Raw genomic sequence first — 23478 nt, 5'->3', positions numbered from 1 at the left:
TCGGTTCGCGATCACGGGTCAAGGCCGTCGTCGCAGCCTCCCCGATCTCACAGGCGAGGGAGTGGAACGCGTTGGTCCCCGTCGACTCGTCCGGTCGAATGGTGCTGGCCGCACTGCTCGACAGCGTGCCCATGACCCGGCCAGAGCTCGCCAGCCGGACGAGTCTGTCCCGGCCCACCATCTCCGAGGTGGTACGCCGGCTCGTCGAGATCGGTCTGATCGTCGATGCCGGCGTGCGACGCGGTCGACCGGGTCGGGTGCCCACCTACTACCGGCTGGCCCCCACCGTCGGGTACGTGGTCGCGGTCGATGTCGGTGGCGACAACCTCCGAGTCGCGGCGGCGGACATGAGCGGCACTGTCTGTTTCGAGCATCGCCAGGCCACCAGAGGGACCGGCGCCAACCGTGTCGCCGCGCAGGTTGCCCGGATGATCGCGTCCGCGACGGACGCGGTGGGGGATCAGCTGGGGCCGCTTCGTAGGGTCGGCGTGTCGGCGCCCGGTGCCATCCATGCCGACGGTCGCACCATGTCGGCCGCCCGCAACCTCGGTGAGGAGGGCCCGTTCGACCTGATCACCCCGCTCGAGGCGCGCGTCGACGCGCCCATCGTGCTGGAGAACAACGTCAACCTCGCGGCGCTGGGCGAGCGATGGCGTGGGCACGCCCGAGATGTCGCCACGTTCGCGTTCCTGGCCGTCGGTGCCGGCATCGGCATGGGTCTGGTCCACAACGGCGAACTCGTACGCGGCGCGCACGGTGCCGCCGGCGAGGTCGCCTACCTGCCGCTACCGGATTCGGTGCCCCCGGGACAGCGGGCCGGGCGCGGCAAGGAGCAGCTGGCGGACGAGGCCGGGGCGTACGGCGTTCTCGCGGCTCTCGACGCCCGCAGGTCCTGGCAGGGCACGCGGCCGTCCTCGGTGGAAGAGTTGTTCGCCCAGGCCGCCGCGGGCGTGCCCGCCGCGCGTGACCTGGTGGAGGCCGAGGCCCGGCAACTCGGCCTGACAATCGCCAGCGCGTGCGCGATCTTCGACCCCGAGCTCGTGGTCCTCGGCGGGGGCGTCGGCCGCAACCCGCTACTCCTGCCGACGGTCCGGGACACCGTCAACGCGTACGCGCCGTTTCCACCGCGGATCGAGACCAGCGCCCTGGGCGAAGCGGCATCCCTCACGGGAGCATTGTTCGTCGCCCTGCAGGCCGCCCGCGCGGAACTCCTGCGAGCCGTCAGCGGTCCCGACGGCGGCTGACTCGCTTCGGCAACGCCAGCGCGAGGCGCGACACGGCGGGCGCTCATGGTGCGGGGGACAGGCGCCGCAGTCGGCGGTTCCACCACCCGGGACGGGTATGGGCCTGCCTCAGCAGTCGCCGGTGCTCCCAATGCTGGTACGCGATGAGAACCGGCACGAGCCCGAGCATGGCCATCGGCACGCGCGCGCGGGCGGTACGGTTCTCCCCGGCGACGGCCAGCAGGCCCGCCGCACCCGACAAGTAGAGAATTGGGTTGTAGAAGCGCATCAGCTCCGGTCCCAGCCCCTCGCAGTCTGCCAACCAGGGCAGACCTGTTCTGGTGCGACGAGTTGGCCAGCCGAGCAGATGGGCAGACACCGCGGCAAGGCCGAAGCCGTTCGCCGCCGCCAACACCGTGTCAGCCGACGCGTCGCGACCGCTGGCAACCCAGACGCCGCCCGTGACGAGTGTCCAGAAACCCGCGGCGGCGTACGGCCCGACCACCGAGGCGAGCGGCATACCGACGCCAGCTCCCAGCTCGAAGACCACATGTCCCGCCAGGCTGACCACGGTCAGCCGCGTCAGGGGTCGGCGCCCGGCGGACTTGGCGGGGACTCGACGGGCGCGGCCGCGCTGCGGGCGACTTCCGGTCATCCCGGGAGACCGTCCGACGCGATGCCTGCGTACTGGAAGCCGGTCATGCCGTTCCACTCCTCATGACGTGTCCGCCGGCCGCTGCGTGATCGCGATGACCCCCACCCGACTCTGTCGATTTTGCCCCGTTTGCGGCCCGGCATGTGCCAAACCGGCGATGCGAGCTCGCCCAACGCGAAGATGAAGACCTCCCGGTGCCGCGGAAGTCGGTGGTGGTCGAGGTGATCGACCAGGTCCACCAGCCCGCAGCATCAGCAGGCCCGGCCCGATGCCGACCCAGGAGTTCCGCTCGGCGATCAGCATCGAGGTCAGCGCGAGGGACGCCACGAAGATCACGTCGAAGAGCAGCTCCAGCAGGGTGGCCGCGGCGGGCCCGTCCCCGGACCGACGATTCCGAGCCCACCGGGTGTACCCGGTGCGGCGCGGGCTGCCGCCGGTCCTCGCGACGATCCAGGCCGGCGGCCTCCGCCAGCGTCCGAGCCGCTGCGCCGACTGATGGTGGGGGGTCGACCCACTTCGGTGCCAGCATTGACCGCACCTCGGTGTCGTGCCTCACCCCCGATGAGGAACTCCTCGATCAGCAACCCGTCCAGCCGTGCGCCGAGCCGCCGGCCCATGCTCCGGCTGGAGCGGTGGCGTCCAACATTCGGACGCCACCGCTCCATCGGTTGGCAATTGCTGTTGGAGGTCAGAACGGTCAGATTGTCAGCAGAGAGGCTTCTCGCCAGCCTTGTGGACTGGCAGGGACAACTGCTCAGCCTTTGATCTCGCGAGGGTCGCGGCTACGGGGGTAGGTGTTCTTCTCGCCGATGGCGCCGTCTTGCTTCTTGATCACGTGCTCGACGTCGCGCTCAGACGCCGTCTGCCGGCCCGCGGCTTCGGCTTCTGCCTTGGTGTCGTGCACCGTGCTCGCGCGCTGGTTGCCCTCAGGACGATTCTTCCACTGCCCATCCTCGTAGTACGTCTCGATGTCGCCCTTTGCCATGAGTCGTGGCCTCCCTGGTCGGCGTGGTCAGTCACGACTATCTGCCCCAGCCGCATCCTCCCCAACCGTCCGCCAAGCCGCTCTGCGACAACAGCAGTCGAAGAGATGATCCGGGAGGAGTGTCGGACGTCGAGGTCAGGTACAGCAGGAGCGAGGCTCGCCGCATCGGGCAGGAGCGAGGCAGCAGGACGGGCGGGGTCGGAGCTCCGTCTCGGCCTGGTCGTCGTACAGCACAGACCTTGCCCGGCTACGGGCCGCAAGGCTCGGCTGATGTCTCGTTCCTCGCATCCCGGACACGCCGCTGCCGCGTCGGCCGCATCCGGTGCTTGCTCGTGGTCCTCGCCCTTCTCGCGGGCCCCAACCGCGGCGGAACACTCTCGAGATGCCTGCGTTCGCCCCGCCGAACCAGCCGTTACAACTACTGACCCATGTCGTTTATCAGTGTTTCGAACACTTGCATGGCAGCGAGATCGCCGTGTTCATCACCGACCAGGCCGATAGCCGGTCGGAGACTGAGGTCCGAAGGGCGGAGCAGCCGCATGGAGTTCGACGTCACCATCGAGGTCCCCAAGGGAACACGCAACAAGTACGAGATGGATCGCCAGACCGGTCGGATCCGGTTGGACCGCACCCTGTTCACCGCTACTCAGTACCCGGCCGACTACGGTTTCATCGAAGACACACTCGGTGAAGACACCGACCCCCTCGACGCGCTGGTACTGGTACAGGAACCGACCTTTCCCGGCTGCCTCATCCGATGCCGGGCCGTCGGCATGTTCCGGATGCGGGACGAGAAGGGGCCTGACCCGAAGGTGCTGTGCGTGCCCTCGGCTGACCCCCGCCTCGCGTACCTCGGTGACATCACGGATCTGGAACACTTCCACAAGCTCGAGATCCAACACTTCTTCGCGGTGTACAAGGACCTGGAGCCGGGCAAAAGCGTCGAGATCGAACGCGGGATCTGGGCCGGCCGGACGGAAGCCGAAGCGGAGATCAGAGGCTCACAGGAACGCGCCCGCCGGCCGACCTCTGCCAGATGACCACGCCAGCCCGAGGTGCTGCTGGCCGATCCGGTCGCCGCCACCCTGCCCGATCGGGGCGACCTACACCAAGCCGTGCTGGACGCCGTGGTGGAGGCGGTGCGCCGACGTCCGGAGCGGTCCCGCTGGGACGCGGCCTGGGCGCTGCTGGTCCGGGCGCTGGAGACGGGCGCCCCGGACTTGGTGGTTGTCCCCGCGTCCACCCTCGCCCGGCTGCGCCAGGAGGACTGGGATGTGCCCGCCTCGATCGAGCGGCTCGCCGGGGCGGTGTCTCTGTCCCGGCATGCCGATCGGGCGGCGGCCCGGGTCGCGGCCCGCGCGGGCCGATGACCACCGGGCGCCCCGGGACGCTGGACCGGGACAAGCTTTTCAGCGCCCGGCTACACGCCGCCCGGGTCCGGCCCTACCTGGCGACGGCCCTGTTCGCCCTGCACGTGGCCGAGTCCCGGCTGGTGCCGACGATGGCGGTGGACCGGCACTGGCGGTGCTACGTCTCGCCCGTGTTCGTGGACCGGACCTCGGTGGAGGAACTCGCCGGAGTGTGGGTGCACGAGGTCTCGCACCTGCTCCGTGACCACCACGGGCGTGGCGACCGGGTCGCGCGGGAACGCGGGCTGACCGGGCCGGGGGAGCGGCTGCGGATGAACATCGCCGCGGACTGCGAGATCAACGACGACGTCTTTGGGGACGGGCTCGCCCGTCCCGAAGGCGCCGTCGAGCCCAGCTCCCTGCAGCTGCCCGAGGGACAGCTGATGGAGGACTACCTGCGGCAATTTCGGCTCGGACCGCGTACCCAGCACCTGGCCTGGCTGGACTGCGGCAGCGGCGCCGACGGGCTGGAACGCGAGTGGGATCTGGGACCGGACGGCGCGCACGCCCTCAGCGCGCAGGAACGGGACGTGGTGCGGTTCCGGGTGGCGGAGGGCATCACCGCCCGACCGGGAAACGTCCCCCAGGGCTGGCGGCGGTGGGCGGAGCAAGCGTTCCATCCACCGCAGCCATGGCGGGAACTCCTGGGAGCGGCGGTCCGCTCGGCGGTCTCGGCGCCGGGCGTGGGTGAGGACTACACCTACGGCCGGCCGTCGCGGCGCTCCGCCGGCGTGCCCGGCGTCGTCCTGCCGGCGCTGCGGCGCCGGCCCCCGCAGGTCTGCGTCATCATTGACACGTCCGGCTCGGTCAGCGACGCCGAACTGGGCAGCGCGCTGCTCGAGGTCGCCGCAATCTCTCGTGCCGTGGGCGGCCGGCGCGACCTGGTCACCGTGCTGCCGTGCGACGCGGCGGCCCAGGTCGTACGCCCGCTGTGCCGGGCCGAGGACATCCCGCTGGTGGGTGGTGGCGCACTGATCTGCGCACAGGTTTCGCCCGGGCGCTGCGGGACAGACCGTGCCCGGACGTCATTGTCGTGCTGACCGACGGGCAGACGCCCTGGCCCACCTCGCGGCCGCCCTGCCGCACCGTCGTGGGGTTGTTCCCCCGTGTCGCTCGGTGGAACGAGAACGATCCCGACTACGTGCCGGACTCGCCGCCCGAGTGGGCGCGGGTTGTCACCATCGGGTCCGGTCCGGCCGCTCGGTGAAGCTACGCGACAAGATCCCACTGCTTCCTACCGCAGAATTCGCGTACTGCTCCGCCTTCTCAATGCCCGAAGCGACGTAACGATTCGTGGCCCGCCGGATTAGCCAGCCACCGACGAGCTCCGCCGCGCCTCTGATCAAGGCGTACGCGTCGATGATCGCACCAGCGAACAGGGCGACGTCACCCCAGAAGCTTCCTCCGATGACGGCACCCTCGTCGAGTGGCGCGCCGCTGTGCTACCCACGAGGGTGTCCCGGCGATCGACGCCCGGTCGTGCGGGTCGGCTCGCTCCCCGGGACGCGGGCGGGATGGGACGCCCTCTTGCGCGGCGGCGGTTGGTAACCGGGGCTGTGGGGACTGCGGGGCGGGCGGTCTTGGGCCGTTGGTGGAGAAAAACAAGGACCCGGTGCGGGCTCCCATGGCGCGCCGCCGGCAAGTACTCTCCGGGCGGAGAGGAACGGGATGATCAGTCGTCGAATGTTGATCGGCGCCGGTTTGGGTGTCACGGCCGGCTTGGTTACGGCAGGTTGCAGCCGTGGGTCGTCGTCCGGAGCCGCGTGGTCGCAGCCCGGTCTGGCTGCGGCGAGTGCGCCCGCGGGCGAGGTGCGAGTGACCGTCACGCCGGCCGCCGATGCCACGAAGGTGTCGCCGCTCGGGCAGGTCGTCGTGGCGGTGGAGGGCGGCACGCTCAAGGACGTCTCGGTGGCCACGGGGGGTAAGACCATCGCGGGCAAGCTGAGCAGCGACGGTCAGACGTGGCGTTCGACCGGCAAGCTGGCCTATGGCAGAACCTACACGGTCACCGTGTCGGTGGCGGATTCCGCCGGCGCGCTGACCCGGCACACGAGCAGCTTCAGCACGGTCAAGCCGTCCGGTGTCGCTTCCGTCACGTTCCAGGCCAGTGCGCTGACCGCCCTTCAGGACGGCGGCACGTACGGGGTGGGTCAGCCGGTCATGGTGAACTTCAGCAGGTCCGTGAAGAACCGCGCTGAGGCCGAGAAGGCGATGCTGGTGGAGACCACCCCGCCCGTGGAGGGACGGTGGCGTTGGATCGACGGACAGAACGCGCACTGGCGGCCGGCGAAGTACTGGACCCCGGGCACGAAGATTTCGGTGAAGGTCAACCTCTTCGGCCGTGATCTCGGTAAGGGCGTCTACGGGGGCGCCAACGCCAGCACGAACTTCACCGTCGGCCCGTCCCGCATCGCCATCGCCGACGCCACCACCCACCGGATGAAGGTTTACATCGACGGCAGGATGGTGCGGGACATCCCGATCAGCATGGGCAAGGGCGGCACCGCCGTGGGCGCGAACGGGGAGGTCATCAGCTACTGGACGCGCTCCGGCCCGCACGTGGTGATGACCCGGGAGCCCTCGCACCGGATGACCTCGGCCAGCTACGGGATCGCTGATCCCAAGGATCCCAACTACTACGACGAGGTCATCAAGCTCTGTCTGCGGATCTCGTACTCGGGCGAGTTCGTCCACCTGGCCGACTGGAACATCGGTGCGCACGGCAGCCAGAACACCTCGCACGGTTGCATCAATGTCGGACCGGCCGATGCCCGATGGTTCTACGAGACGTTCCGGCCCGGTGACGTGGTCGATGTGCGCAACACCCCTCGACGGATGGCGCTCACCGACGGGGTGGGCGACTGGACCGTACCGTGGGACAAGTGGTGACCAGAGGTGCCACGCCACGGCCCGGTGAGCGGCCTCCTGGTAGGCGGCTCCACCGCTTGCCGGCTCGTCAAAGGACGAACACCCGGTCCGGAAGCCGGGCGATGGCGTGCTCGATGCGGCGCATCCTCATCGCTTGGCATGCCGGTTGTCTGATGTTCCCGAAGCCCCTTGCCGCGTCGGATGCCAGCCGGCGAGCGTGGACGTGGCCGGATCGTTCCGGCAGCTCAGGGCCGAGCGGGCCATCGAAGCGGGCGTTGGACCGGGCCCCGGCGGGACGGAGGGGCCCCGGTCATGTCCTCGGTGACCCGGGCCCCTCCGCATCAGGTGAGGTCGTACCGGTCCAGGTTCATGACCTTGACCCACGCCGCAACGAAGTCTTGGACGAACTTCTCCTGTGCGTCGCCACTGGCGTAGACCTCCGCGATGGCTCGGAGCTGGGAGTTCGAACCGACGACGAGGTCAACGGCGGTGGCGGTCCACTTGACCTCGCCCGTGGCGCGATCCCGACCCTCGTACACGTTCTCGGCCGAGGTGGATGCCTTCCACTCCGTGCTGATGTCGAGCAGGTTCACGAAGAAGTCGTTCGTCAACGTCTCGGGCCGGTCGGTGAAGACGCCGTGTCGTGCTTGCCCCACGTTGGCGTTCAGGGCCCGCATGCCGCCGAGCAGGACCGTCATCTCGGGAGCGGTCAGCGTCAACAGGTTGGCGCGGTCCAGCAGCAGGGTCTCCGGCGACAACTTCTGTCCGGCTCGCAGGTAGTTGCGGAACCCGTCTGCCTTCGGCTCGAGCACGGCGAACGACTCCACGTCGGTCTGCTCCTGCGAGGCGTCCGCGCGCCCCGGTGAGAACGGAACCGTGACGTCATGCCCGGCGTTCCTGGCCGCTTGCTCGACGGCCGCGCACCCGCCCAGGACGATCAGGTCAGCAAGCGAGACCTTCTTGCCACCGGACTGTGATCTGTTGAATTCCTGCTGGATCTGCTCCAGCGTCTGCAGCACCGTGGCGAGCTCAGCCGGGTCGTTGACCTCCCAGTTCTTCTGCGGCTCGAGGCGGATCCGCGCCCCGTTGGCCCCGCCGCGCTTGTCGGTGCCGCGGAAGCTTGCCGCCGACGCCCAGGCGGTCAAGGCCAGCTGGGAGATGGACAGTCCCGATGCGAGGACCTTGCCCTTGAGGGCAGCGATGTCCTCGTCCCCGATCAGCTCGTGATCGACTGCCGGGACGGGGTCCTGCCACAGTTGCGGCTCCGGGACCCACGGGCCGAGGTAGCGCGAGGCGGGTCCCATGTCGCGGTGCAACAGCTTGTACCACGCCTTGGCGAACGCCTCCGCGAACTCGTCCGGGTCCTCCAGGAAACGCCGCGAGAGCTGCTCGTAGATCGGGTCGACCCGCAGCGCGAGGTCGGTCGTCGCCATCATCGGGGCGTGCCTGACCGAGGGGTCGTGCGCGTCGGGCACGGCGTCCGCCCCGGCGCCGTCCTTCGGCTTCCACTGCTTCGCGTCGGCAGGGCTCTCGGTCAGCTCCCACTCGTAGCCGAACAGCGTCTCGAAGAAGCTGTTGTCCCACGTGATCGGGGTGGGCGTCCACGCCCCCTCGAGCCCAGCGGTGATCGTGTCCTTGCCCTTGCCGCTGCCGAAGGTGCTCTTCCAGCCAAGGCCCTGATGGTCGACGGGGCAGCCCTCGGGCTCGGGACCGACCAAGCTGGGGTCGCCCGCACCGTGGGTCTTGCCGAACGTGTGGCCGCCGGCGATGAGTGCGACCGTCTCCTCGTCGTTCATCGCCATGCGACGGAAGGTCTCCCGGATGTCCCGGGCGGACGCCAGCGGATCCGGGGTGCCGTTGGGACCCTCCGGATTCACGTAGATGAGGCCCATCTGCACGGCACCGAAAGGACCGGTGAGTTCCCTGTCGCCGCTGTAGCGCTCGTCTCCGAGCCACGTGTCCTCAGACCCCCAGAAGATTTCCTCGGGCTCCCAGATGTCCTCTCGCCCGAAGCCGAAGCCGAAGGTCTTGAAGCCCATCGACTCCAGGGCAACGTTGCCGGCGAAGACCAGGAGGTCGGCCCAGGAGATCTTCCGGCCGTACTTTTGCTTGACCGGCCACAGCAAGCGGCGGGCCTTGTCGAGGTTCGCGTTGTCGGGCCAACTGTTCAGGGGGGCGAAGCGCTGAGCGCCATCGCCACCACCGCCACGGCCGTCTTCGATGCGGTACGTGCCGGCGGCGTGCCAGCTCATCCTGATGAAGAGCGGCCCGTAGTGGCCGTAGTCGGCCGGCCACCAGTCCTGCGACGTCGTCATCACCTCGTAGATGTCCCGCTTCAGTGCCTCGACGTCGAGGGTCTTGAACTCTTCTGCGTAGTTGAAAGCCTCGCCCAAGGGGTTGGCCCGGGGTGAGTGCTGATGGAGAACCTGCAAGTTCAGCTGATTCGGCCACCAGTCCTGGTTCGTCCTCGGCCGACTCGGCTTAGGAGTCGGGGAGGGGATTGCTGGGTTCTCGCTCTCGCTGCCGTGCTCAGGCACGTCCGTCTTTCCTCCTGTCTTGATGTCTCGTTCTCTCAACTGGTTACCGGTGCGGAGAGACACTCGGGACAAACGCCCCAGTAGGTGACCTCGGCCCCGTCGATCGAGAAGCCCTGGTTGTCGGACGCGGTCAGGCAGGGCGCCTCGCCGACGGCGCAGTCGACGTCGGCAATGGCACCGCACGACCGGCACACGACGTGGTGGTGGTTGTCCCCGACCCGCGACTCGTAGCGAGCCACTGAGCCGGAGGGCTCGATGCGCCGCACCAGCCCCGCCGCGGTCAGCGCACGAAGCACGTCATACACGGCCTGGTGGGACACCTCGGGAAGCTCCCTACGCACGGCACCGAAGATCGAGACGGTGTCGGCGTGCGGATGCGCGTGCACCGCGGTCAGCACCGCCAGCCGTGGACGGGTCACGCGGAGTGCGGCCCAGCGCAGCATGCGCTCGAAGTCCGAGGTCATGGCCACGATGCGCAGTATGCTCCACTATGTTCTTGAATGCATCAAGAACCCGGTGGCGCGTGACGAGATGGCAAGTAGCGGGGAGTCTGCGGCTGTCAGAGCACGCCAAGGCCCAGTCACGGGGACTCGTCAGACCGCCCCTGGGGCAGTGTGGGGGTTGACGCTTCGCCTTACCACCGCGACGGACACCCTCGCGCCCAGTTCACTCAGGCCCGGGTGTTTGTTCGGCCTCGACGCGGGTAGCCATCGGCGCCAGCCGGGTAGCGACCACTGCCATCATGGTCGTGGCTCACCGTGGTCTGCTGGCCGCCGCGCTTGGGGGGTCGCTGGCTGATGTGCGACGTGTCACTGCCATCCGAGCAAGGGCGGTTGTCAGGGGAAATCGTGGAGCTGAGGGTTCACGGGGTGGCCGGCACCGGGGCCGGTCAGGTGCTCGGCTGCCGGGACGTCCGTCAGGTGGCCGGCGACCGCCGGGCCGGCTTCTACCGCCCCCGAGCGCAATCCCGGCACACCACCGGTGCGGGTGGGACAGTGCTGGAGGCGTACCAGTGGAGCGACCTGCCCTCGGGCACCGCGGCGCGGACGCTGTCGCTGGTGTTTCTGCTGCCGTGCATGCTGAGCAACGTGACGTTCTGGATGCGCCCGGCGGGACGGGGCTTGCAGTCCGGCGTGACGGTGCTGTGCCGGCTCCTCGCGCTCACCCTGACGCTGGTCTACGCGCTGACGGCGGCTGGGGTCGCCCTCGACCTACTGGCATGGAAGTGCATGGGCTCGTCCCGCTGTCTCGCCGGCCGCGGCTGGCTGTCCTGGCTGGACGGCCGACCGGTCGGTCTGCGCCTGGCGCTGCTGGCCCTGGTGCCGTTCGCCGCGGTGGCACTGGTGTGGTTTCTCGGCGCACGACAGGCCCGCTCGTACGGAGCCTTCCGATTGCCGGCCGCAGAGCCGCAGAGTGACCACCTCACGGCGTTGGACCGGTGGGACGTCTCGCCGAGGGCGAAACGTCTTCGCGCGATCCACGTCGCCGCTGCTTTCGTCACACTGGACGTCGTGCTGCTCGCCGCACGCGCCGCCGCCGGGGCTTCCGTGACGGTGGTCGTGCTGTCCGCGCTCGCCGGAGCGCTGCTGGCCACGTGTGTGGTGCTGCTCTGCGTTCCGCGCCTACTGGAGTCAGCTCCGATCGCCAGCACCGCGGATCGGATGCCTCTGGTGCTGGGCGCCGTAGCCGGCGGCCTGACGGTCGCGACGCTCGGGTCCGTCGCCGTGGAGCCGGTCCGCTGGCCGCGGTCGAACGGACTGCCCAGGTACGAGGACATCGTCGCCATTGTGTTCGTCACCCAAACGGCGCTGCTCGTCGCGCTCGCCGTACTGGTGCTGTGGCGTCCTGGCGGCCGGGACCGCCGGCCGGCGCTTCTGCGCGGGTTGGGCGCCGCCGTCGTCGCCGCAGTCGCGACGGGCCTGGCGGGGGCCCTTTCGGGCGAGCTGGTCTACCGTGCGGCGTCTCTGCTCAGCAGGCGGCCGTTCATGCTGCAGTCGGGGGACCTGGCGCTGCCAGTGCCGGCATACCGGTGGGCGATCCTGGCCTTCTTCCTGACCACAATCGCCGCCGTGACGGCGTGCGTCATCATCATCCTGTCGGCCCGCGCGGACCGTCGGCGAACCGCAGCAGCCATCGTGGCCCGGGACTACCCGGCCCCCCCGCCCGAGGCGAACGCCCAGGTCCGGCGAGTGGAGAAAGCGGTCATCCAGGCATCTTTCACCGAGCAGCTGGGCTCACTGGCCATGGCCTACGCGTGCCTGACCGTGATCGGGCTCGCGGCCAGCGTGCTAGCTCTTGTGGGCTTGGAGCCCAACCCGCTGGCGCGGAGCCTCCTCGGCGTGCCCGGCAATGTGCTGAGCGTAGTGATGGCCGTCGGCAGCTACCTGATCCTCGCAGTCGTCGTCGGGCTCCTGGTGGGCGGGCTGTTCACCTTTCGGACGGCAGGGTTTCGCCGCTACGTCGGAGTGCTGTGGGACCTCGGCACCTTCTGGCCCCGCGCGGCCCACCCGTTCGCGCCGCCCTCCTATGCCGAGCGGGCGGTGCCCGAGCTGACGGATCGGATCAGCCAGCTGGCGCGACGCTACGACGGGGTGGTGCTCAGCGGACACAGCCACGGGTCGGTCATTCTGGCCGCAACCGTGCTGCGACTGCGCCCAGAGGTGCGGCGACGAGTCGCGCTGCTCACCTATGCCTCCCCCCTCAAGCGTCTCTACGCCCAGCTCTACCCGGCGTACCTCGGCGAGCCCGTGCTGCACGAAATCGGCGACCGGATCGGGTGGCGCTGGCTGAACCTGTGGAGCGACACCGACCCCATCGGCGGCTGGATCTTCTCCAGACAGCGGCCCGGCGACCCGCCCTCGCGCCCCCTGCCCGCCGCGTTGGTGGACCGCCGCCTACGCGACCCCGAAGGCATGCTGGCCCGTCCTGGGGACAGCGCCCCGCCGCCGATAAGGGGGCACATGCCATATGAATCGGACGATCGCTACGCCACGGCAGTCCGCGAGATGGCAGACCGGCTGCGCGACCCCGACAGCGGTTGAGATTCCCCTGCTCGCCTCGGCTGCAGCGAGTCGGCACTTTCGGGCACCGGCTCCGCTGATGCCCGTCCTCACTGGGGTGACCACGTCGGGCACGGGATCGAGCCCGCCGCGAACGACGTGCAGACCGCGGTCATCCCCGGCGCCGTGCGGCTCTGCGTCTTGGCTGTTTCGGGACTCTGCGCCCTCCCGGCGCAGAGTCCCGGATCGTCACAGTTTGCGGGATGAGCCAAGATGCGCGCGGAGCGTTGCGGCGACCTCGCCTGCCGCGGCGAGTTGACCCGGCGTGAGCGCGTCGACGAAGAGTTCGCGGACGGCGCGCAGATGCGGGACCGTCGCACCCCGGAATGCCTCAGCGCCGGTCGGGGTGAGCACGACCTCGGCTCCCCGGTTGTCGGCGGCGCACTCCTCGCGGCGGATGAGTGCGCGCCGCTCCATGCGGCCGAGGTGATGGGAGAGGCGGCTGCGCTCCCAGCCGATGCCCGCCGCGAGCTCGGAGGAGCGCATCCGCCACCCCTCGGCCTCGCTGAGGGCGAGCAGCACTGCGTAGTCGCCGGGCGACAGCGAGGACTCGCTCTGCAGCCGAGACGACAACTCGGACCTGAGTGCCTCCGCCGTCTCGATGAAGTCGCGCCAGATCCGCAGCTGCTCCGCGGTCGGGAGCTGCCGTTTGCGCCGCTGAGGTGTGTTCTCCGTCATCCGTCCTCCAATTGACGTGTCAATCATACCGTGGGCATAATTGACACGTCAATCAGTCTGGCGATCTCGGGGCGGCACTCCGCACTGCCCGGGACCGGAGCAGGAGGAGACCATGAGCGCCGAAGGCTTCGAACTGGGACTCAACACGTTCGGGGAAGTAGCGACCGACGGCGACCGTGTCCTGAGCGACGCCGAGACCGTCCGGCTGATCGTCGAGGAGGCGCAGCTTGCCGAATCGGTCGGCCTCGACCTGTTCGGCGTGGGGGAGCACTACCGCGAGGGCTTCACCGACTCGGCGACGCCCGTGCTGCTCGCGGCGATCGCGACGGCAACAGAGCGGATCCGGCTCGGTACCTCGGTCACGGTGCTCAGCACGAACGACCCCGTCCGGCTCTACCACGAATTCTCGACCCTCGACGCGGTGTCGAACGGCCGGGCACAGCTCATCCTCGGGCGCGCCTCGGCGACCGAGTCGTTCCCGCTGTTCGGCTACGACCTGACCGACTACGAGCAGTTGTTCGAGGACAAGCTCGACCTGTTCATGCGGCTCCAGCGGGAGGACTCGGTGACCTGGTCGGGCACCGTCCGCAGCCCGCTGATCGAGCAGCGCCTGCACCCCCGGATGCGACCGGGAGGTATCCCGACGTGGATCGGCGTGGGCGGCAGCCCGAGCTCCGTGGTCCGCGCCGCCCGCTACGGACTTCCGCTCATGCTCGCGATCATCGGCGGGCGCCCGCAACGCTTCGCGGGCCACGTCGACCTCTACCACCGCGCGCTCGAACAGTTCGGGCACTCCGCGCAGCCGATCGGGCAGCACTCGCTCGGGCTGGTCGCCGACACGGACGAGGAGGCCGCGGAGACCTGGTGGCGCTACTGGCAACCGGTCGTGGCGCAACTGGCCAGCGAACGCGGCTTCTACAAGCCGACCCGCGAACGCTACGAGGCCGAGATCGACCGCGGGGCACTGTTCGTAGGGTCTCCCGAGACGGTCGCGCAGAAGATCGCCACGATGGCCCGCGACCTGCAACTCAGCCGCTTCGACCTCAAGTACGACGTCATGCACCTACCCCGGCGGGCCCGCGCCCGCAGCATCGAACTGCTCGGCCGCGAGGTCGCCCCGCGGGTGCGGGAACTCCTCACCAAGGAGCCCACCCATGTCTGAAATCCTGTTCGGCCTCGACACCTTTGGCGACGTCCCGGAGGACGACTCCGGTACACCGATCTCCTACGCCGCCGCGATCCGGCAGGTCGTCGAAGAGGCGGTGCTGGCCGACGACCTCGGCGTCGACGCCATCGCCGTTGGCGAGCACCATCGACCGGAGTACTCGGTGTCGACCCCGGAGACGGTGCTCGCCGGCATCGCCACGCGCACCTCACGCATCCGCCTCGGCTCCGGCGTGACCGTGCTGAGCTCGGACGACCCGGTACGGGTGTTCCAGCGCTTCGCCACGGTGGACGCGCTGTCACACGGCCGCGCCGAGGTCATCCTCGGACGCGGCTCGTTCACCGAGTCGTTCCCGCTGTTCGGCTACGACCTGGCCGACTACGACGCGCTGTTCGAGGAGAAGCTCGACCTCTTCGTGAAGCTGCTCGACGAGCAGCCGGTCACCTGGAGCGGCACCATGCGCGCCCCGCTGCGTGACGCCGACGTCTTCCCCAAGACCGAATCGGGACGCCTCGCCACCTGGGTGGGCGTCGGCGGTTCGCCGCAGTCGGTCGTGCGCACCGCACGCCACGGACTGCCGCTCATGCTCGCCATCATCGGCGGGCCGCCCAAGCGCTTCGCGCCCTACCTCGACCTCTACCGGCGAGCCGCGGACCAGTTCGGCACGACCGCGCATCCGGTCGGAATGCACTCGCCGGGCTTCATCGCCGACACCGACGAGGAAGCCAAGGAGGTGTTCTGGCCGCACTACCGGGTCATCCGGGACCGGATCGGCGCCCTGCGCGGCTGGCCGCCGATCCGCCGGGCCGAGTTCGACGCCGATATCGAGCACGGATCCCTCTACATCGGCTCGCCGGAGACCGTCGCCCGCAAGATCGCCCGCACGGTCAACGCCCTCGGCGTCGGCCGGTTCGACCTCATCTACACCGCGGGCGCACAGCCGGTATCCGCCCGGCTGCGGGCCGTCGAGCTCTACGGCACGAAGGTGATCCCCATGGTCCGCGACATCCTCGCCAACTGATCCCAGGTACGCGGCATCGAACACGATCGGAGCAGAGATGAACGACACGGCCCAGAACGGCCGCCGAACCATCGGCATCCTCGGTGCCGGCAAGCTGGGAACCGTTCTCGCGAGGCTCGCCCTGGCCGCCGGTTACCGTGTGCTCATCGCCGGCTCGGGCGACCCCGCCAGAATTGCGCTCACCGTCGAGGTGCTCACTCCCGGCGCGGTCGCCACCACCGCCGTCGACGCCGCGGCCCGCGCCGACATCGTCATCCTCGCCCTGCCACTCGGCAAGTACCGCAGCATCCCCGCAGACGCGCTGCGCGGCAAGCTCGTCATCGACGCCATGAACTACTGGTGGGAAGTCGACGGCATCCGAGACGACCTCACCGACCCGAGCACGTCCTCGAGCGAGATCGTCCAGGCGTTCCTTCCCGGCGCCCGTGTCGTCAAGGCGTTCAACCACGTGGGCTACCACGACATCGAGGACACGGCCCGCCCCGCAGGCGTTGCCGCACGCACGGCTGTCGCGATCGCCGGCGACCACCCCGCCGATCTCGCCGCCGTCGCCTCCCTCGTGGACGCACTCGGCTTCGACCCGGTCATCGCCGGCCCCCTCGCCGAAGGCATACGCTTCGAACCAGGCACCGAGCTCTTCGGCGCCGACGTAGACGCTGACGAGGTCCGAGCCAGACTCGACCGCTTCCCGCGGCGGGGGCCGATCAACCAGGGAGGCAGACAGTGAGTGACGTCGACATGATCGTCATCCGGAACAATCCGGAAATGAAGAGGTACGAGGTCCTGGTCGACGGCACTCTCGCCGGCTTCGCCGACTACCGCCTCGTCGGCGACCGTGTGGTGTTCACTCACACCGAGGTGGACGTCGCCCACGAGGGGCGCGGACTGGGCTCGCGGCTGGTCGGGGAGGCGCTGGACGATGTGCGACGGCAGGGCCGATTCGCCACCCCGCTCTGCCCGTTCATCGTCTCCTACATCCGCCGCCATGCCGAGTATGCCGACCTGGTCCGGCACCCGTGACCGAGCCGGCCACGCACGACCCCTTCGATGACGGGAAGCGGTATTCCGGCCCGGAGATCCTGGTCAGCTACGACGCTCGCCGGTGCCGGCACGCCGGCGAGTGTGTCCGGGGTCTACCGAAGGTGTTCGATGTTGGACGACGCCCATGGATCCTGCCCGGGGCCGCACTGGCAGACGAGGTCGCGACCATCATCAGGCGGTGCCCAACCGGGGCCTTGCAGTATCGCCCGACGACCGGTGCCGACACCGAGCAACCTGATCCGGTGACGACCGTACGAGCGGTGCCTGGTGGTCCTCTCCTCTTGCGGGGCGACTTGCGGGTGTGGACGGATCAGCCCGGCGTCGGTGTCGGGATGCGCCGCGAGACCCGGATGGCGGCCTGCGCCTGCGGCGCCACCGAGCTCGCCCCGTACTGCGACGGATCGTGTGGTGTCGAGCTCTAGTCAGCTCCCTGGCGGTCGCCCGGCGGCGGAGTGTGGTTCGCAGGCCGCGCAACGATTCCCTGGCAGGGATGTTCTCGTAGACTCGCCGATTTGTTCCACTCGTTGTAGAGGAAGTCGAGCGCGTTCTTCAGTGCGCCGGACGAGTGGTCGTACTCCGGCGTGACCATCACGAACCCGTCGCAGCCGGCGGCCCTCCTCATCGCTCAGCCGCCGTGCCCGGACCGGCTCAGCCATCAGCCCCACCCTTCGACGACGACCGTAATCGCTATCGAGAGTGAGACCCGACCAGCCTGACCGGGCGCCGCCCCCAAAAGTTGCGGAGATGGCCGCGGGAGATCCCGCGGCCATCCGCCGCTGGGATTGCACTGGAGTACTAACTGGCGTTCTCCCTGCGATGGGGAAGTTTCCAGTTCGGCCGGACGTAGTGGCACGTGTAACCTCCGGGATACCGCTCCAGGTAGTCTTGATGTTCAGGCTCAGCCTCCCAGAAAGGTCCAGCAGGGCTGACCTCAGTGACCACCTTGCCTGGCCACAGGCCAGAGGCGTCCACGTCGGCGATCGTCTCCTCTGCGACCTGCCGCTGCTGGTCATTGCTGTAGAAGATGGCTGACCGGTAGCTGGTTCCGACATCGTTGCCTTGACGATTCTTCGTTGTCGGGTCGTGGGCTTGGAAGAAGAACTCGAGGAGTTCCCGGTAGGACAGGTTCTCTGGGTCGAAAACGATCTCGATCGCCTCGGCGTGGGAGCCATGGTTCCGATAGGTCGCGTTCGGCACGTCGCCGCCGGTGTATCCGACCCTGGTGGCGAGCACGCCGGTGCGTTTGCGGATGAGGTCTTGCATTCCCCAAAAGCAGCCGCCAGCCAGGATCGCCTTCTCAGTCGTGTCGGTCATCGCTTCGCCCCCCGTCTGGGTGCTCGAACATTTTGCGGTACTCGCCATAGCCTTCACGCTCGAGGTCGTCCCGGGGAATGAACCGAAATGCGGCCGAGTTCATGCAGTAACGCAACCCGCCGGCGTCTGCGGGGCCATCGTCAAACACGTGGCCAAGATGACTTTCGCCGTGCGCCGACCGGACCTCGGTCCGGATCACGCCGAGGCTCGAGTCTCGGACTTCGACCACGTTTTCCGGTTCGATCGGCCTGGTGAAAGTCGGCCAGCCCGTGCCGCTGTCGTACTTGTTGACGGAAGCAAACAGGGGTTCACCGGACACGATGTCGACGTAGAGGCCCGGTTCTTCGTTGTCCCAATAGGCGTTGTTGAAGGGAGGCTCTGTCTCAGCTTCCTGAGTGACTCGATGTTGCTCCGGCGACAGCCGAGAAATCGCCTCGGGGTTCTTGCGATACTCGTGTGACACGGTTGTTCCTCTCGGATAGATCGTCGACAAGAGAGGCCCGGTTCAACCGGCCCGCACAGACGCGTCCTGGATGCGTACCCCGCTCGCGGTTGACTAACCACGATCTCAGCGGCCTCCCCGCCTAACCCTGCGCCTTCATAAGCGCTGGTGACGGCGACGGATCGTGAACGTGTGAGCCGGTCGACTACGGGTACATCGGCCGACTGGCCCGTTCTGACGGCCGCGGCACGTTTCCTTACCTCGCCGGAATTCACGCCATGGGCACTCTCGGTGTCGCGCGGTACCTCGAAGATCACTTGGACGAGCTGTACTGCGAGCGCTTCGGAGGCCGGCAACCCGAAGCCGTCCAATGAGGACTGAGAGCCATGGCCAGCGAGAGCCCGATCGTGGTTGCTCGACGGTGCCACCGCCCGTACCGGCGCCGAATGCGTCCACGACATTGCGTGGTAGGCCGTCAAGCTGGGCTCAGCTCTCGCGGGATTGGCCGCTGACCGTGACTCGGCGCCGATGGCGGTGGCGTGCCTCGACGGGTGCACGCGGTCCTGACCCGCTGTCGGGTGAACCGGTTATCTCACATCGACCGGCGCGTCGGTGAACCTGCGCCGTCAAGAGCACGATCAGCCCGGCGCGATGCTGCACGTTGACATCAAGGAGCTCGGCCAACCGGCCACACACCGCCACCGGCCGCAAACCGCCCATCACTAGGTTGACCAACGTCCCTTGGGCAAGTACACCCAGCCGTCGTCCCGGGGCGGGATCCGGGCCAGCACGAGCCATTTCCCGCCGTAGGGCTCGAACGTCGCTTCGACCTGCTCGAGGTGCTCGAGCCCTTCCACCTTCGGGACCCTGCCGGGGATGCGGAGATGGTTGACCAGGGATGTCGCCATCCCTGGCTACCCGAACGTAAATACGTACGCCTCGGCGCCGGGCTCTAGGAACGTAAGCTCCAGGGTCCGTTCGCGGACCGCGTCGTGCTGGCGCACGAGCTGGTACAGGCTGCCCTCCCGGAGCAAGCCGTCCCCATTCTCGTCGACGTCCACGCCGTGTGACGGGCCAGGAGCTTCCCCGTCGAGGAGCACGCGGAAAGGGATCGACTCTCGCGGTCCGGGAGACAGTACGAGATGCGCGTCGCGCGCGTGGAACCGGTAGGCGATGCTCCCGCCGGCCTGGTCGAGCACGACATTCTCAGACCCGATCGTCCACTCGCCGGCGAGGGCCCAGTGGTTGACGCGCAGGCTCTCGGGGAGCTCGTAGGCGTGGCGTTCGTCGAACGCGGCGCCGTCCGGTGACGCGAAGTGCTCGCTGCGCCGGTAGCCGAGATACGTCTCGGGCGTACGCAGGTGGTCCCAGTCGGCCTCTGCCTCCACGCCGAGTCCTTCGACGGGGACGAGCTCGCGCTCGACGCCGAGCAGCCGCTGGATGACGCGCTCCGACTGCTCGTAGCGTCCCTCCCCGAAGTGGTGGTCGCGGATGATGCCGTCCCCGTCGACGAAGTAGAGCGCCGGCCAGTAGTGGTTGTCGAAGGCGCTCCATACCCCGTAGTCGTTGTCGACCGCAACCGGGTAGTCGATCCCTCGCGCCGTGGTCGCCTGCCGCACCCGGTTGATCTCGTGCTCGAACGAGAACTCCGGCGTGTGGACTCCGATGACGACCAACCCGTCGTTTCGGTAGGCCTGCGACCACGCACGGACGTACGGCTCCTGGCGCAGCCAGTTGATGCACGTCAGCGTCCAGAAGTTCACGAGGACGACGTTGCCGCGCAGCTCGGCGGGGCCGAGTGGCTCTGAGTTGAGCCACTCGGTCGCCCCACCGAGCGAGGGCATATGCAGACGTTCGGACACGGTCATCTAGCGGAGCGACCGGAAGCCGGCGCGAACCTCCTCCGAAAGGAGTTTCGGCTGTTCCCAGGCCGCAAAGTGGCCGCCCTTGTCGAGCTTGTTGTAGTGGATGAGATTGGGATACGCCTGCTCTGCCCAGCTCCGCGGGGCCTGATAGAGCTCATCCGGAAAGACGCTCACGGCAACCGGGATGGAGGCGCCCACGCCCTTGGCGGCGAAGAAGGAGAGCTTGTTCTCCGCATAGAGACGAGACGCGGAAACCCCCGTGTTCGTCAGCCAGAAGAGCGTGATGTTGTCGAGGACATCGTCTCGCGTAAGGCCTTCGGACTGCCCGGCAAAGACCCGGGAGATCAGCTCCAGACTAGCCGCGTCATGGTCAAGCAGAAAGGCCGCCAAACCGACGGGCGAATCCGCCAATCCGGTCAGCGTCTGCGGGCGCGCCATCATGAGGCCATAGCCGACGTGCTTCCATACGAAGTCCAGCTGCTCGCACGCGCGCTTTTCCTCGTCCGAGAGATCGGATGGCAGCGAGCCGAGTGCATTGTTCGCTCCGGTGATGTCGGACTGGAACAGCTTATCAATGTCGGGTGGAAACACACCAGGCATGTTCACGTGGATGCCGAGCAACCCCGGAGGCGCCTGCACACCCATCATATCCGTGACGATCGCGCCCCAGTCGCCGCCTTGCGCTACAAATTGCGTGTATCCAAGGCTCTTCATCAGCTCTGTCCACGCACGTGCGATGCGCTCGGGGCCCCAGCCGCCCGTGGTCGGCTTGCCCGAAAAACCGTAACCTGGCAGCGACGGAATCACGATATGGAAAGCGTCCGATGCGCTCGCGCCATGTGCCGTGGGATTGGTGAGCGGATCGACGATCTTCAGCTGCTCGATTATCGAGCCGGGCCATCCGTGCGTGACGATGAGCGGCAACGCGTCTTCATGCTTCGAACGAACGTGAATGAAGTGAATGTCCAGTCCATCGATCTCGGTGATGAACTGCGGCAGGGCGTTCAGTCTCGCCTCGACCTTGCGCCAGTCGTACTCTGTCTCCCAATAGCGCGCGAGTGCCTGGATCGTCGCCAACTGCACGCCTTGCGACTGATCTGCGACGGTCTCCTTCTCGGGCCAGCGCGTGGCCGCGATGCGCGCACGCAGCGCCTGGAGTTCCGCCTCGGGGATCTCTGCCGTGAACGGTCGGATCTCTGTGGCGGGCGCTCGCGCTTCGGTCTTGACAGCCATGTAGGCATCCTTTCCGTTTGAGGTCCTTGGAGGTCGAGCGGGGCTTTCTGCCCTCCTAGAGTGACAAGCGGCGCGGCATGCCCCGGCCTCCTGTTTCGCGAGGAGCATCTTGGGTGAAGGCGCTGCCCGGACTTGTGCCAGTTCGGCAGAGGCACGTCGCTCCCTCTCCGACCCTAGAACGCCTTTCCCGTGGTCGCGGGCCATACGAGCAATCCCGCACGGGCCTTCCAGGACGGGCCTAAGGGATGTCTCGTAACCCCGGTGTCTGTCTGCTAAGGACGATCGGTCAGGATGCCTGGGTGCAGGTGATCACGGCAGCGCACCCTGAGTGGATCTTTCCGTTCACGGGGCTGCAGCCCGCCCAGTTCCGCAAGCTGGTCCGCCTGGTCGCCGAGCGTGGCGGTGACGCCGTCGCCGACGGCCGGCCGGGCCGGCAGTGGGCCCTGGACCTGGCGGACCGGGTGCTGCTGGTCGCCGCGTACTGGCGCACGAACCTGACCATGCGCCAGATCGGCCCGCTGTTCGGGGTGTCCCACTCGGCGGCGCACCGGGTCATCGACACCCTCGGCCCGCTGCTGGCCCTCGCGCCGGTGCGCCGGCGGCCGGTCGACCAGATCGCCATCGTCGACGGCACCCTGATCCCCACCCGCGATCACCGCCTGGCCGCCCGGAGCAAGAACTACCGCTACTCGACGAACCTGCAGGTCGCCATCGACGCCAGCACCCGCCTGGTCATCGCCGTCGGCGACCCGCAACCCGGCAACCGCAACGACACCATCGTCTACCGCACCAGCGGCATCGAGGAGAAGCTGGACGGGCGGCCGGTGATGGCCGACGGCGGCTACCGCGGCAACCCCGAGGTGATCATCCCGTACCGCAAGCCCACCGACGGCAGCGAACTACCGGATTGGAAGGAAGACCTCAACGTCGAGCACCGGAGGGTCCGCGCCGGGGTCGAACACGCCCTGGCCAGGATGAAGTGCTTCAAGATCCTGCGCGACTACCGCCGCGCCGCCCACACATTGACCGATGCCGCTTCCGGCATCGCCAACCTCCACAACATCATCCTGGCCGGCTGACCACCGGCCCGGCACCGGGCAACACCTTCACCCAGTTACGAGACGTCCCTTAGGGCTGCAGCTCGAAGGCAACCAGGGCCGCTCGTCGCGAACGCGATGGCGCACCAGGCGCCGCCGGGACTTCTGGGCATACATGTCAATATGCCGGCGACGGTGCCGGGGGACCTGATGAAGGCCGTCGAGGGTGGCGAGCCGGCTCCGGCCGGGCTGTCCGCTGACGAGAAGAGGGCCTTCGAGGCGCTGAGCGGCTTCTTCCTGAAGAACGCGGCCTATGGGTTGATGATGCAGACCCGGTCGACATGCTGGCCTTCTTGCCGCGGCGTGGCTCCGGTCTTGCCGAGATGACCCCTCGAATCCCTGAGTTCGCTGCTGAGCGATGGGTGAATTCGGTGGCATGGCACCGCGACTATGCCGATCTGGGCCTGGTCGTCATCGGCACGCATGCGCCCGAGTTCGAGTTCGGCAAGCGCGCCGAGAAGATTGACCGGGGAATCCGCGACCACGGGCTCACCTATCCCATTGCGCTTGACAACGACTTCACGTTCTGGCGGACCCTCGGCAACAACGCCTGGCCGGCGAAGTATCTCTTCGACGGGGAAGGGCGACTCGTTGGTCGATGGGTCGGGGAGGGTGGCTACGAACGCGTCGAGTCGGAGATCCGGCGGCTTCTCGTCCGCGAGGCGGCGGTCAGGGTACTGCTCGATGGGAAGCCGATCGGCGACGAGCGCGGCGCCGACGTTGGCCAGGACGCGGTGGAGCACCTCAACCGCGCGGCAAGGATTCGGCTTGTCGCCGGCGCGTCTCGGGACGATCGCCTACCGACGCTCGTCGCCAGCCAACCGGCCTACGCGTTCGCCTTCACATTCGGCCCCCGTAAGGCACGGCCCTAAGTTGGTGTCAGGTC

At 68.3% G+C, this 23478-nt stretch carries 23 protein-coding genes and 3 pseudogenes; 16 read left to right on the top strand and 10 right to left on the bottom strand.

What is annotated here, in order from left to right:
• Positions 1–98 precede the first annotated feature (98 nt).
• The gene (locus SLP03_RS06380; protein ID WP_319459665.1) at positions 99–1244 is read left to right on the top strand and encodes an ROK family transcriptional regulator; all 1146 of its coding nucleotides are present in this window, start codon (positions 99–101) and stop codon (positions 1242–1244) included.
• A 43-nt stretch (positions 1245–1287) separates the two neighbouring features.
• Here SLP03_RS06380 and SLP03_RS06375 read toward each other — a convergent pair whose 3' ends face one another.
• Entirely contained in the window at positions 1288–1773 is a 486-nt protein-coding gene (locus SLP03_RS06375; protein ID WP_319459575.1) for a hypothetical protein, read from the bottom strand.
• Between the two features lie 373 nt (positions 1774–2146).
• Between SLP03_RS06375 and SLP03_RS06370 the strand changes: the two genes are divergently transcribed.
• On the top strand, positions 2147–2374 hold the full coding sequence (locus tag SLP03_RS06370; RefSeq protein WP_319459574.1) for a hypothetical protein: 228 nt from the start codon (positions 2147–2149) through the stop codon (positions 2372–2374).
• Positions 2375–2632: 258 nt separating this feature from the next.
• Here SLP03_RS06370 and SLP03_RS06365 read toward each other — a convergent pair whose 3' ends face one another.
• On the bottom strand, positions 2633–2863 hold the full coding sequence (locus tag SLP03_RS06365) for a DUF2188 domain-containing protein (protein WP_319459573.1): 231 nt from the start codon (positions 2861–2863) through the stop codon (positions 2633–2635).
• Between the two features lie 539 nt (positions 2864–3402).
• Here SLP03_RS06365 and SLP03_RS06360 point away from each other — a divergent pair.
• The 4 genes and pseudogenes from SLP03_RS06360 to SLP03_RS06345 all read left to right on the top strand — a co-directional run bounded on the left by SLP03_RS06360 (position 3403) and on the right by SLP03_RS06345 (position 7161).
• Positions 3403–3903: an inorganic diphosphatase gene (locus SLP03_RS06360; protein ID WP_319459572.1), complete on the top strand. Its 501-nt coding sequence runs from the start codon at positions 3403–3405 to the stop codon at positions 3901–3903.
• Positions 3904–3912: 9 nt separating this feature from the next.
• Positions 3913–4233, top strand: a pseudogene (locus SLP03_RS06355) (AAA family ATPase); the annotation flags it as partial.
• Positions 4230–5479: pseudogene (locus tag SLP03_RS06350) on the top strand (DUF2201 family putative metallopeptidase). The pseudogenes SLP03_RS06355 and SLP03_RS06350, both read left to right, overlap by 4 nt.
• A gap of 476 nt (positions 5480–5955) precedes the next feature.
• Positions 5956–7161, top strand: coding sequence for an Ig-like domain-containing protein (locus SLP03_RS06345; RefSeq protein WP_319459571.1), 1206 nt, complete (start codon positions 5956–5958; stop codon positions 7159–7161).
• Between the two features lie 320 nt (positions 7162–7481).
• Here SLP03_RS06345 and katG read toward each other — a convergent pair whose 3' ends face one another.
• The gene (gene katG / locus SLP03_RS06340; RefSeq protein WP_319459664.1) at positions 7482–9716 is read right to left on the bottom strand and encodes a catalase/peroxidase HPI; all 2235 of its coding nucleotides are present in this window, start codon (positions 9714–9716) and stop codon (positions 7482–7484) included.
• Complete coding sequence (locus SLP03_RS06335) at positions 9713–10141, bottom strand: Fur family transcriptional regulator (RefSeq protein ID WP_319459663.1); 429 nt, start codon at positions 10139–10141, stop codon at positions 9713–9715. Before SLP03_RS06335 ends, katG begins: the two co-directional genes overlap by 4 nt.
• A 405-nt stretch (positions 10142–10546) precedes the next feature.
• On the opposite strand from SLP03_RS06335, the gene SLP03_RS06330 reads away from it, so the two are divergent.
• Positions 10547–12718: a hypothetical protein gene (locus tag SLP03_RS06330; RefSeq protein WP_319459570.1), complete on the top strand. Its 2172-nt coding sequence runs from the start codon at positions 10547–10549 to the stop codon at positions 12716–12718.
• A 207-nt stretch (positions 12719–12925) separates the two neighbouring features.
• Here the strand turns inward: SLP03_RS06330 and SLP03_RS06325 are convergent, their stop codons facing one another.
• On the bottom strand, positions 12926–13414 hold the full coding sequence (locus SLP03_RS06325) for a MarR family winged helix-turn-helix transcriptional regulator (protein ID WP_319459569.1): 489 nt from the start codon (positions 13412–13414) through the stop codon (positions 12926–12928).
• Positions 13415–13526: 112 nt separating this feature from the next.
• Here SLP03_RS06325 and SLP03_RS06320 point away from each other — a divergent pair, with 112 nt between their 5' ends.
• Genes SLP03_RS06320 through SLP03_RS06300 form a run of 5 tightly spaced genes read left to right on the top strand, consistent with a single transcriptional unit; the run spans position 13527 to position 17063 of the window.
• Complete coding sequence (locus SLP03_RS06320) at positions 13527–14576, top strand: LLM class flavin-dependent oxidoreductase (protein WP_319459568.1); 1050 nt, start codon at positions 13527–13529, stop codon at positions 14574–14576.
• Positions 14569–15600 carry an LLM class flavin-dependent oxidoreductase gene (locus tag SLP03_RS06315; protein WP_319459567.1) on the top strand — a complete coding sequence of 344 codons (1032 nt, stop codon included), beginning with the start codon at positions 14569–14571 and terminating at the stop codon, positions 15598–15600. Before SLP03_RS06320 ends, SLP03_RS06315 begins: the two co-directional genes overlap by 8 nt.
• A gap of 37 nt (positions 15601–15637) precedes the next feature.
• Positions 15638–16327 (top strand): NADPH-dependent F420 reductase, encoded by a 690-nt coding sequence (locus tag SLP03_RS06310; protein ID WP_319459566.1) that lies wholly within the window; start codon positions 15638–15640, stop codon positions 16325–16327.
• Complete coding sequence (locus SLP03_RS06305; protein WP_319459565.1) at positions 16324–16620, top strand: GNAT family N-acetyltransferase; 297 nt, start codon at positions 16324–16326, stop codon at positions 16618–16620. Before SLP03_RS06310 ends, SLP03_RS06305 begins: the two co-directional genes overlap by 4 nt.
• On the top strand, positions 16617–17063 hold the full coding sequence (locus SLP03_RS06300; protein WP_319459564.1) for a (4Fe-4S)-binding protein: 447 nt from the start codon (positions 16617–16619) through the stop codon (positions 17061–17063). Before SLP03_RS06305 ends, SLP03_RS06300 begins: the two co-directional genes overlap by 4 nt.
• On the opposite strand, the gene SLP03_RS31535 is transcribed toward SLP03_RS06300, so the two are convergent.
• The 3 genes from SLP03_RS31535 to msrB form a co-directional block, all read right to left on the bottom strand.
• Positions 17060–17263: an NADPH-dependent FMN reductase gene (locus tag SLP03_RS31535; RefSeq protein WP_413644472.1), complete on the bottom strand. Its 204-nt coding sequence runs from the start codon at positions 17261–17263 to the stop codon at positions 17060–17062. The genes SLP03_RS06300 and SLP03_RS31535 overlap by 4 nt on opposite strands.
• Positions 17264–17436: 173 nt before the next feature.
• Complete coding sequence (gene msrA / locus SLP03_RS06290; RefSeq protein WP_319459563.1) at positions 17437–17955, bottom strand: peptide-methionine (S)-S-oxide reductase MsrA; 519 nt, start codon at positions 17953–17955, stop codon at positions 17437–17439.
• Positions 17939–18418, bottom strand: coding sequence for a peptide-methionine (R)-S-oxide reductase MsrB (gene msrB, locus SLP03_RS06285; RefSeq protein ID WP_319459562.1), 480 nt, complete (start codon positions 18416–18418; stop codon positions 17939–17941). The genes msrA and msrB overlap by 17 nt, the downstream gene beginning before the upstream one ends.
• A 530-nt stretch (positions 18419–18948) precedes the next feature.
• Here msrB and SLP03_RS06280 point away from each other — a divergent pair.
• Positions 18949–19078: pseudogene (locus SLP03_RS06280) on the top strand (IS481 family transposase); the annotation flags it as partial.
• Between the two features lie 233 nt (positions 19079–19311).
• On the opposite strand, the gene SLP03_RS06275 reads toward SLP03_RS06280, so the two are convergent.
• On the bottom strand, positions 19312–20265 hold the full coding sequence (locus tag SLP03_RS06275; protein WP_319459561.1) for a redoxin domain-containing protein: 954 nt from the start codon (positions 20263–20265) through the stop codon (positions 19312–19314).
• Positions 20266–21495 carry an epoxide hydrolase family protein gene (locus SLP03_RS06270; RefSeq protein ID WP_319459560.1) on the bottom strand — a complete coding sequence of 410 codons (1230 nt, stop codon included), beginning with the start codon at positions 21493–21495 and terminating at the stop codon, positions 20266–20268. It lies immediately after the preceding gene.
• Positions 21496–21794: 299 nt separating this feature from the next.
• Between SLP03_RS06270 and SLP03_RS06265 the strand changes: the two genes are divergently transcribed.
• The 3 genes from SLP03_RS06265 (at position 21795) to SLP03_RS06255 (ending at position 23464) form a co-directional block, all read left to right on the top strand.
• Positions 21795–22574 (top strand): transposase family protein, encoded by a 780-nt coding sequence (locus SLP03_RS06265; protein ID WP_319459559.1) that lies wholly within the window; start codon positions 21795–21797, stop codon positions 22572–22574.
• 153 nt (positions 22575–22727) lie between these two features.
• Positions 22728–22919 (top strand): hypothetical protein, encoded by a 192-nt coding sequence (locus SLP03_RS06260; RefSeq protein ID WP_319459558.1) that lies wholly within the window; start codon positions 22728–22730, stop codon positions 22917–22919.
• Between the two features lie 44 nt (positions 22920–22963).
• Complete coding sequence (locus SLP03_RS06255; RefSeq protein WP_319459557.1) at positions 22964–23464, top strand: hypothetical protein; 501 nt, start codon at positions 22964–22966, stop codon at positions 23462–23464.
• The last annotated feature ends 14 nt before the right edge of the window (positions 23465–23478 follow it).

It is taken from the genome of Micromonospora sp. RTP1Z1, assembly GCF_033804685.1.
Taxonomy (GTDB): domain Bacteria; phylum Actinomycetota; class Actinomycetes; order Mycobacteriales; family Micromonosporaceae; genus Micromonospora.
Note: the sequence above shows the minus strand (reverse complement) of the source record. Positions and strands in the feature narration are given on the sequence as shown.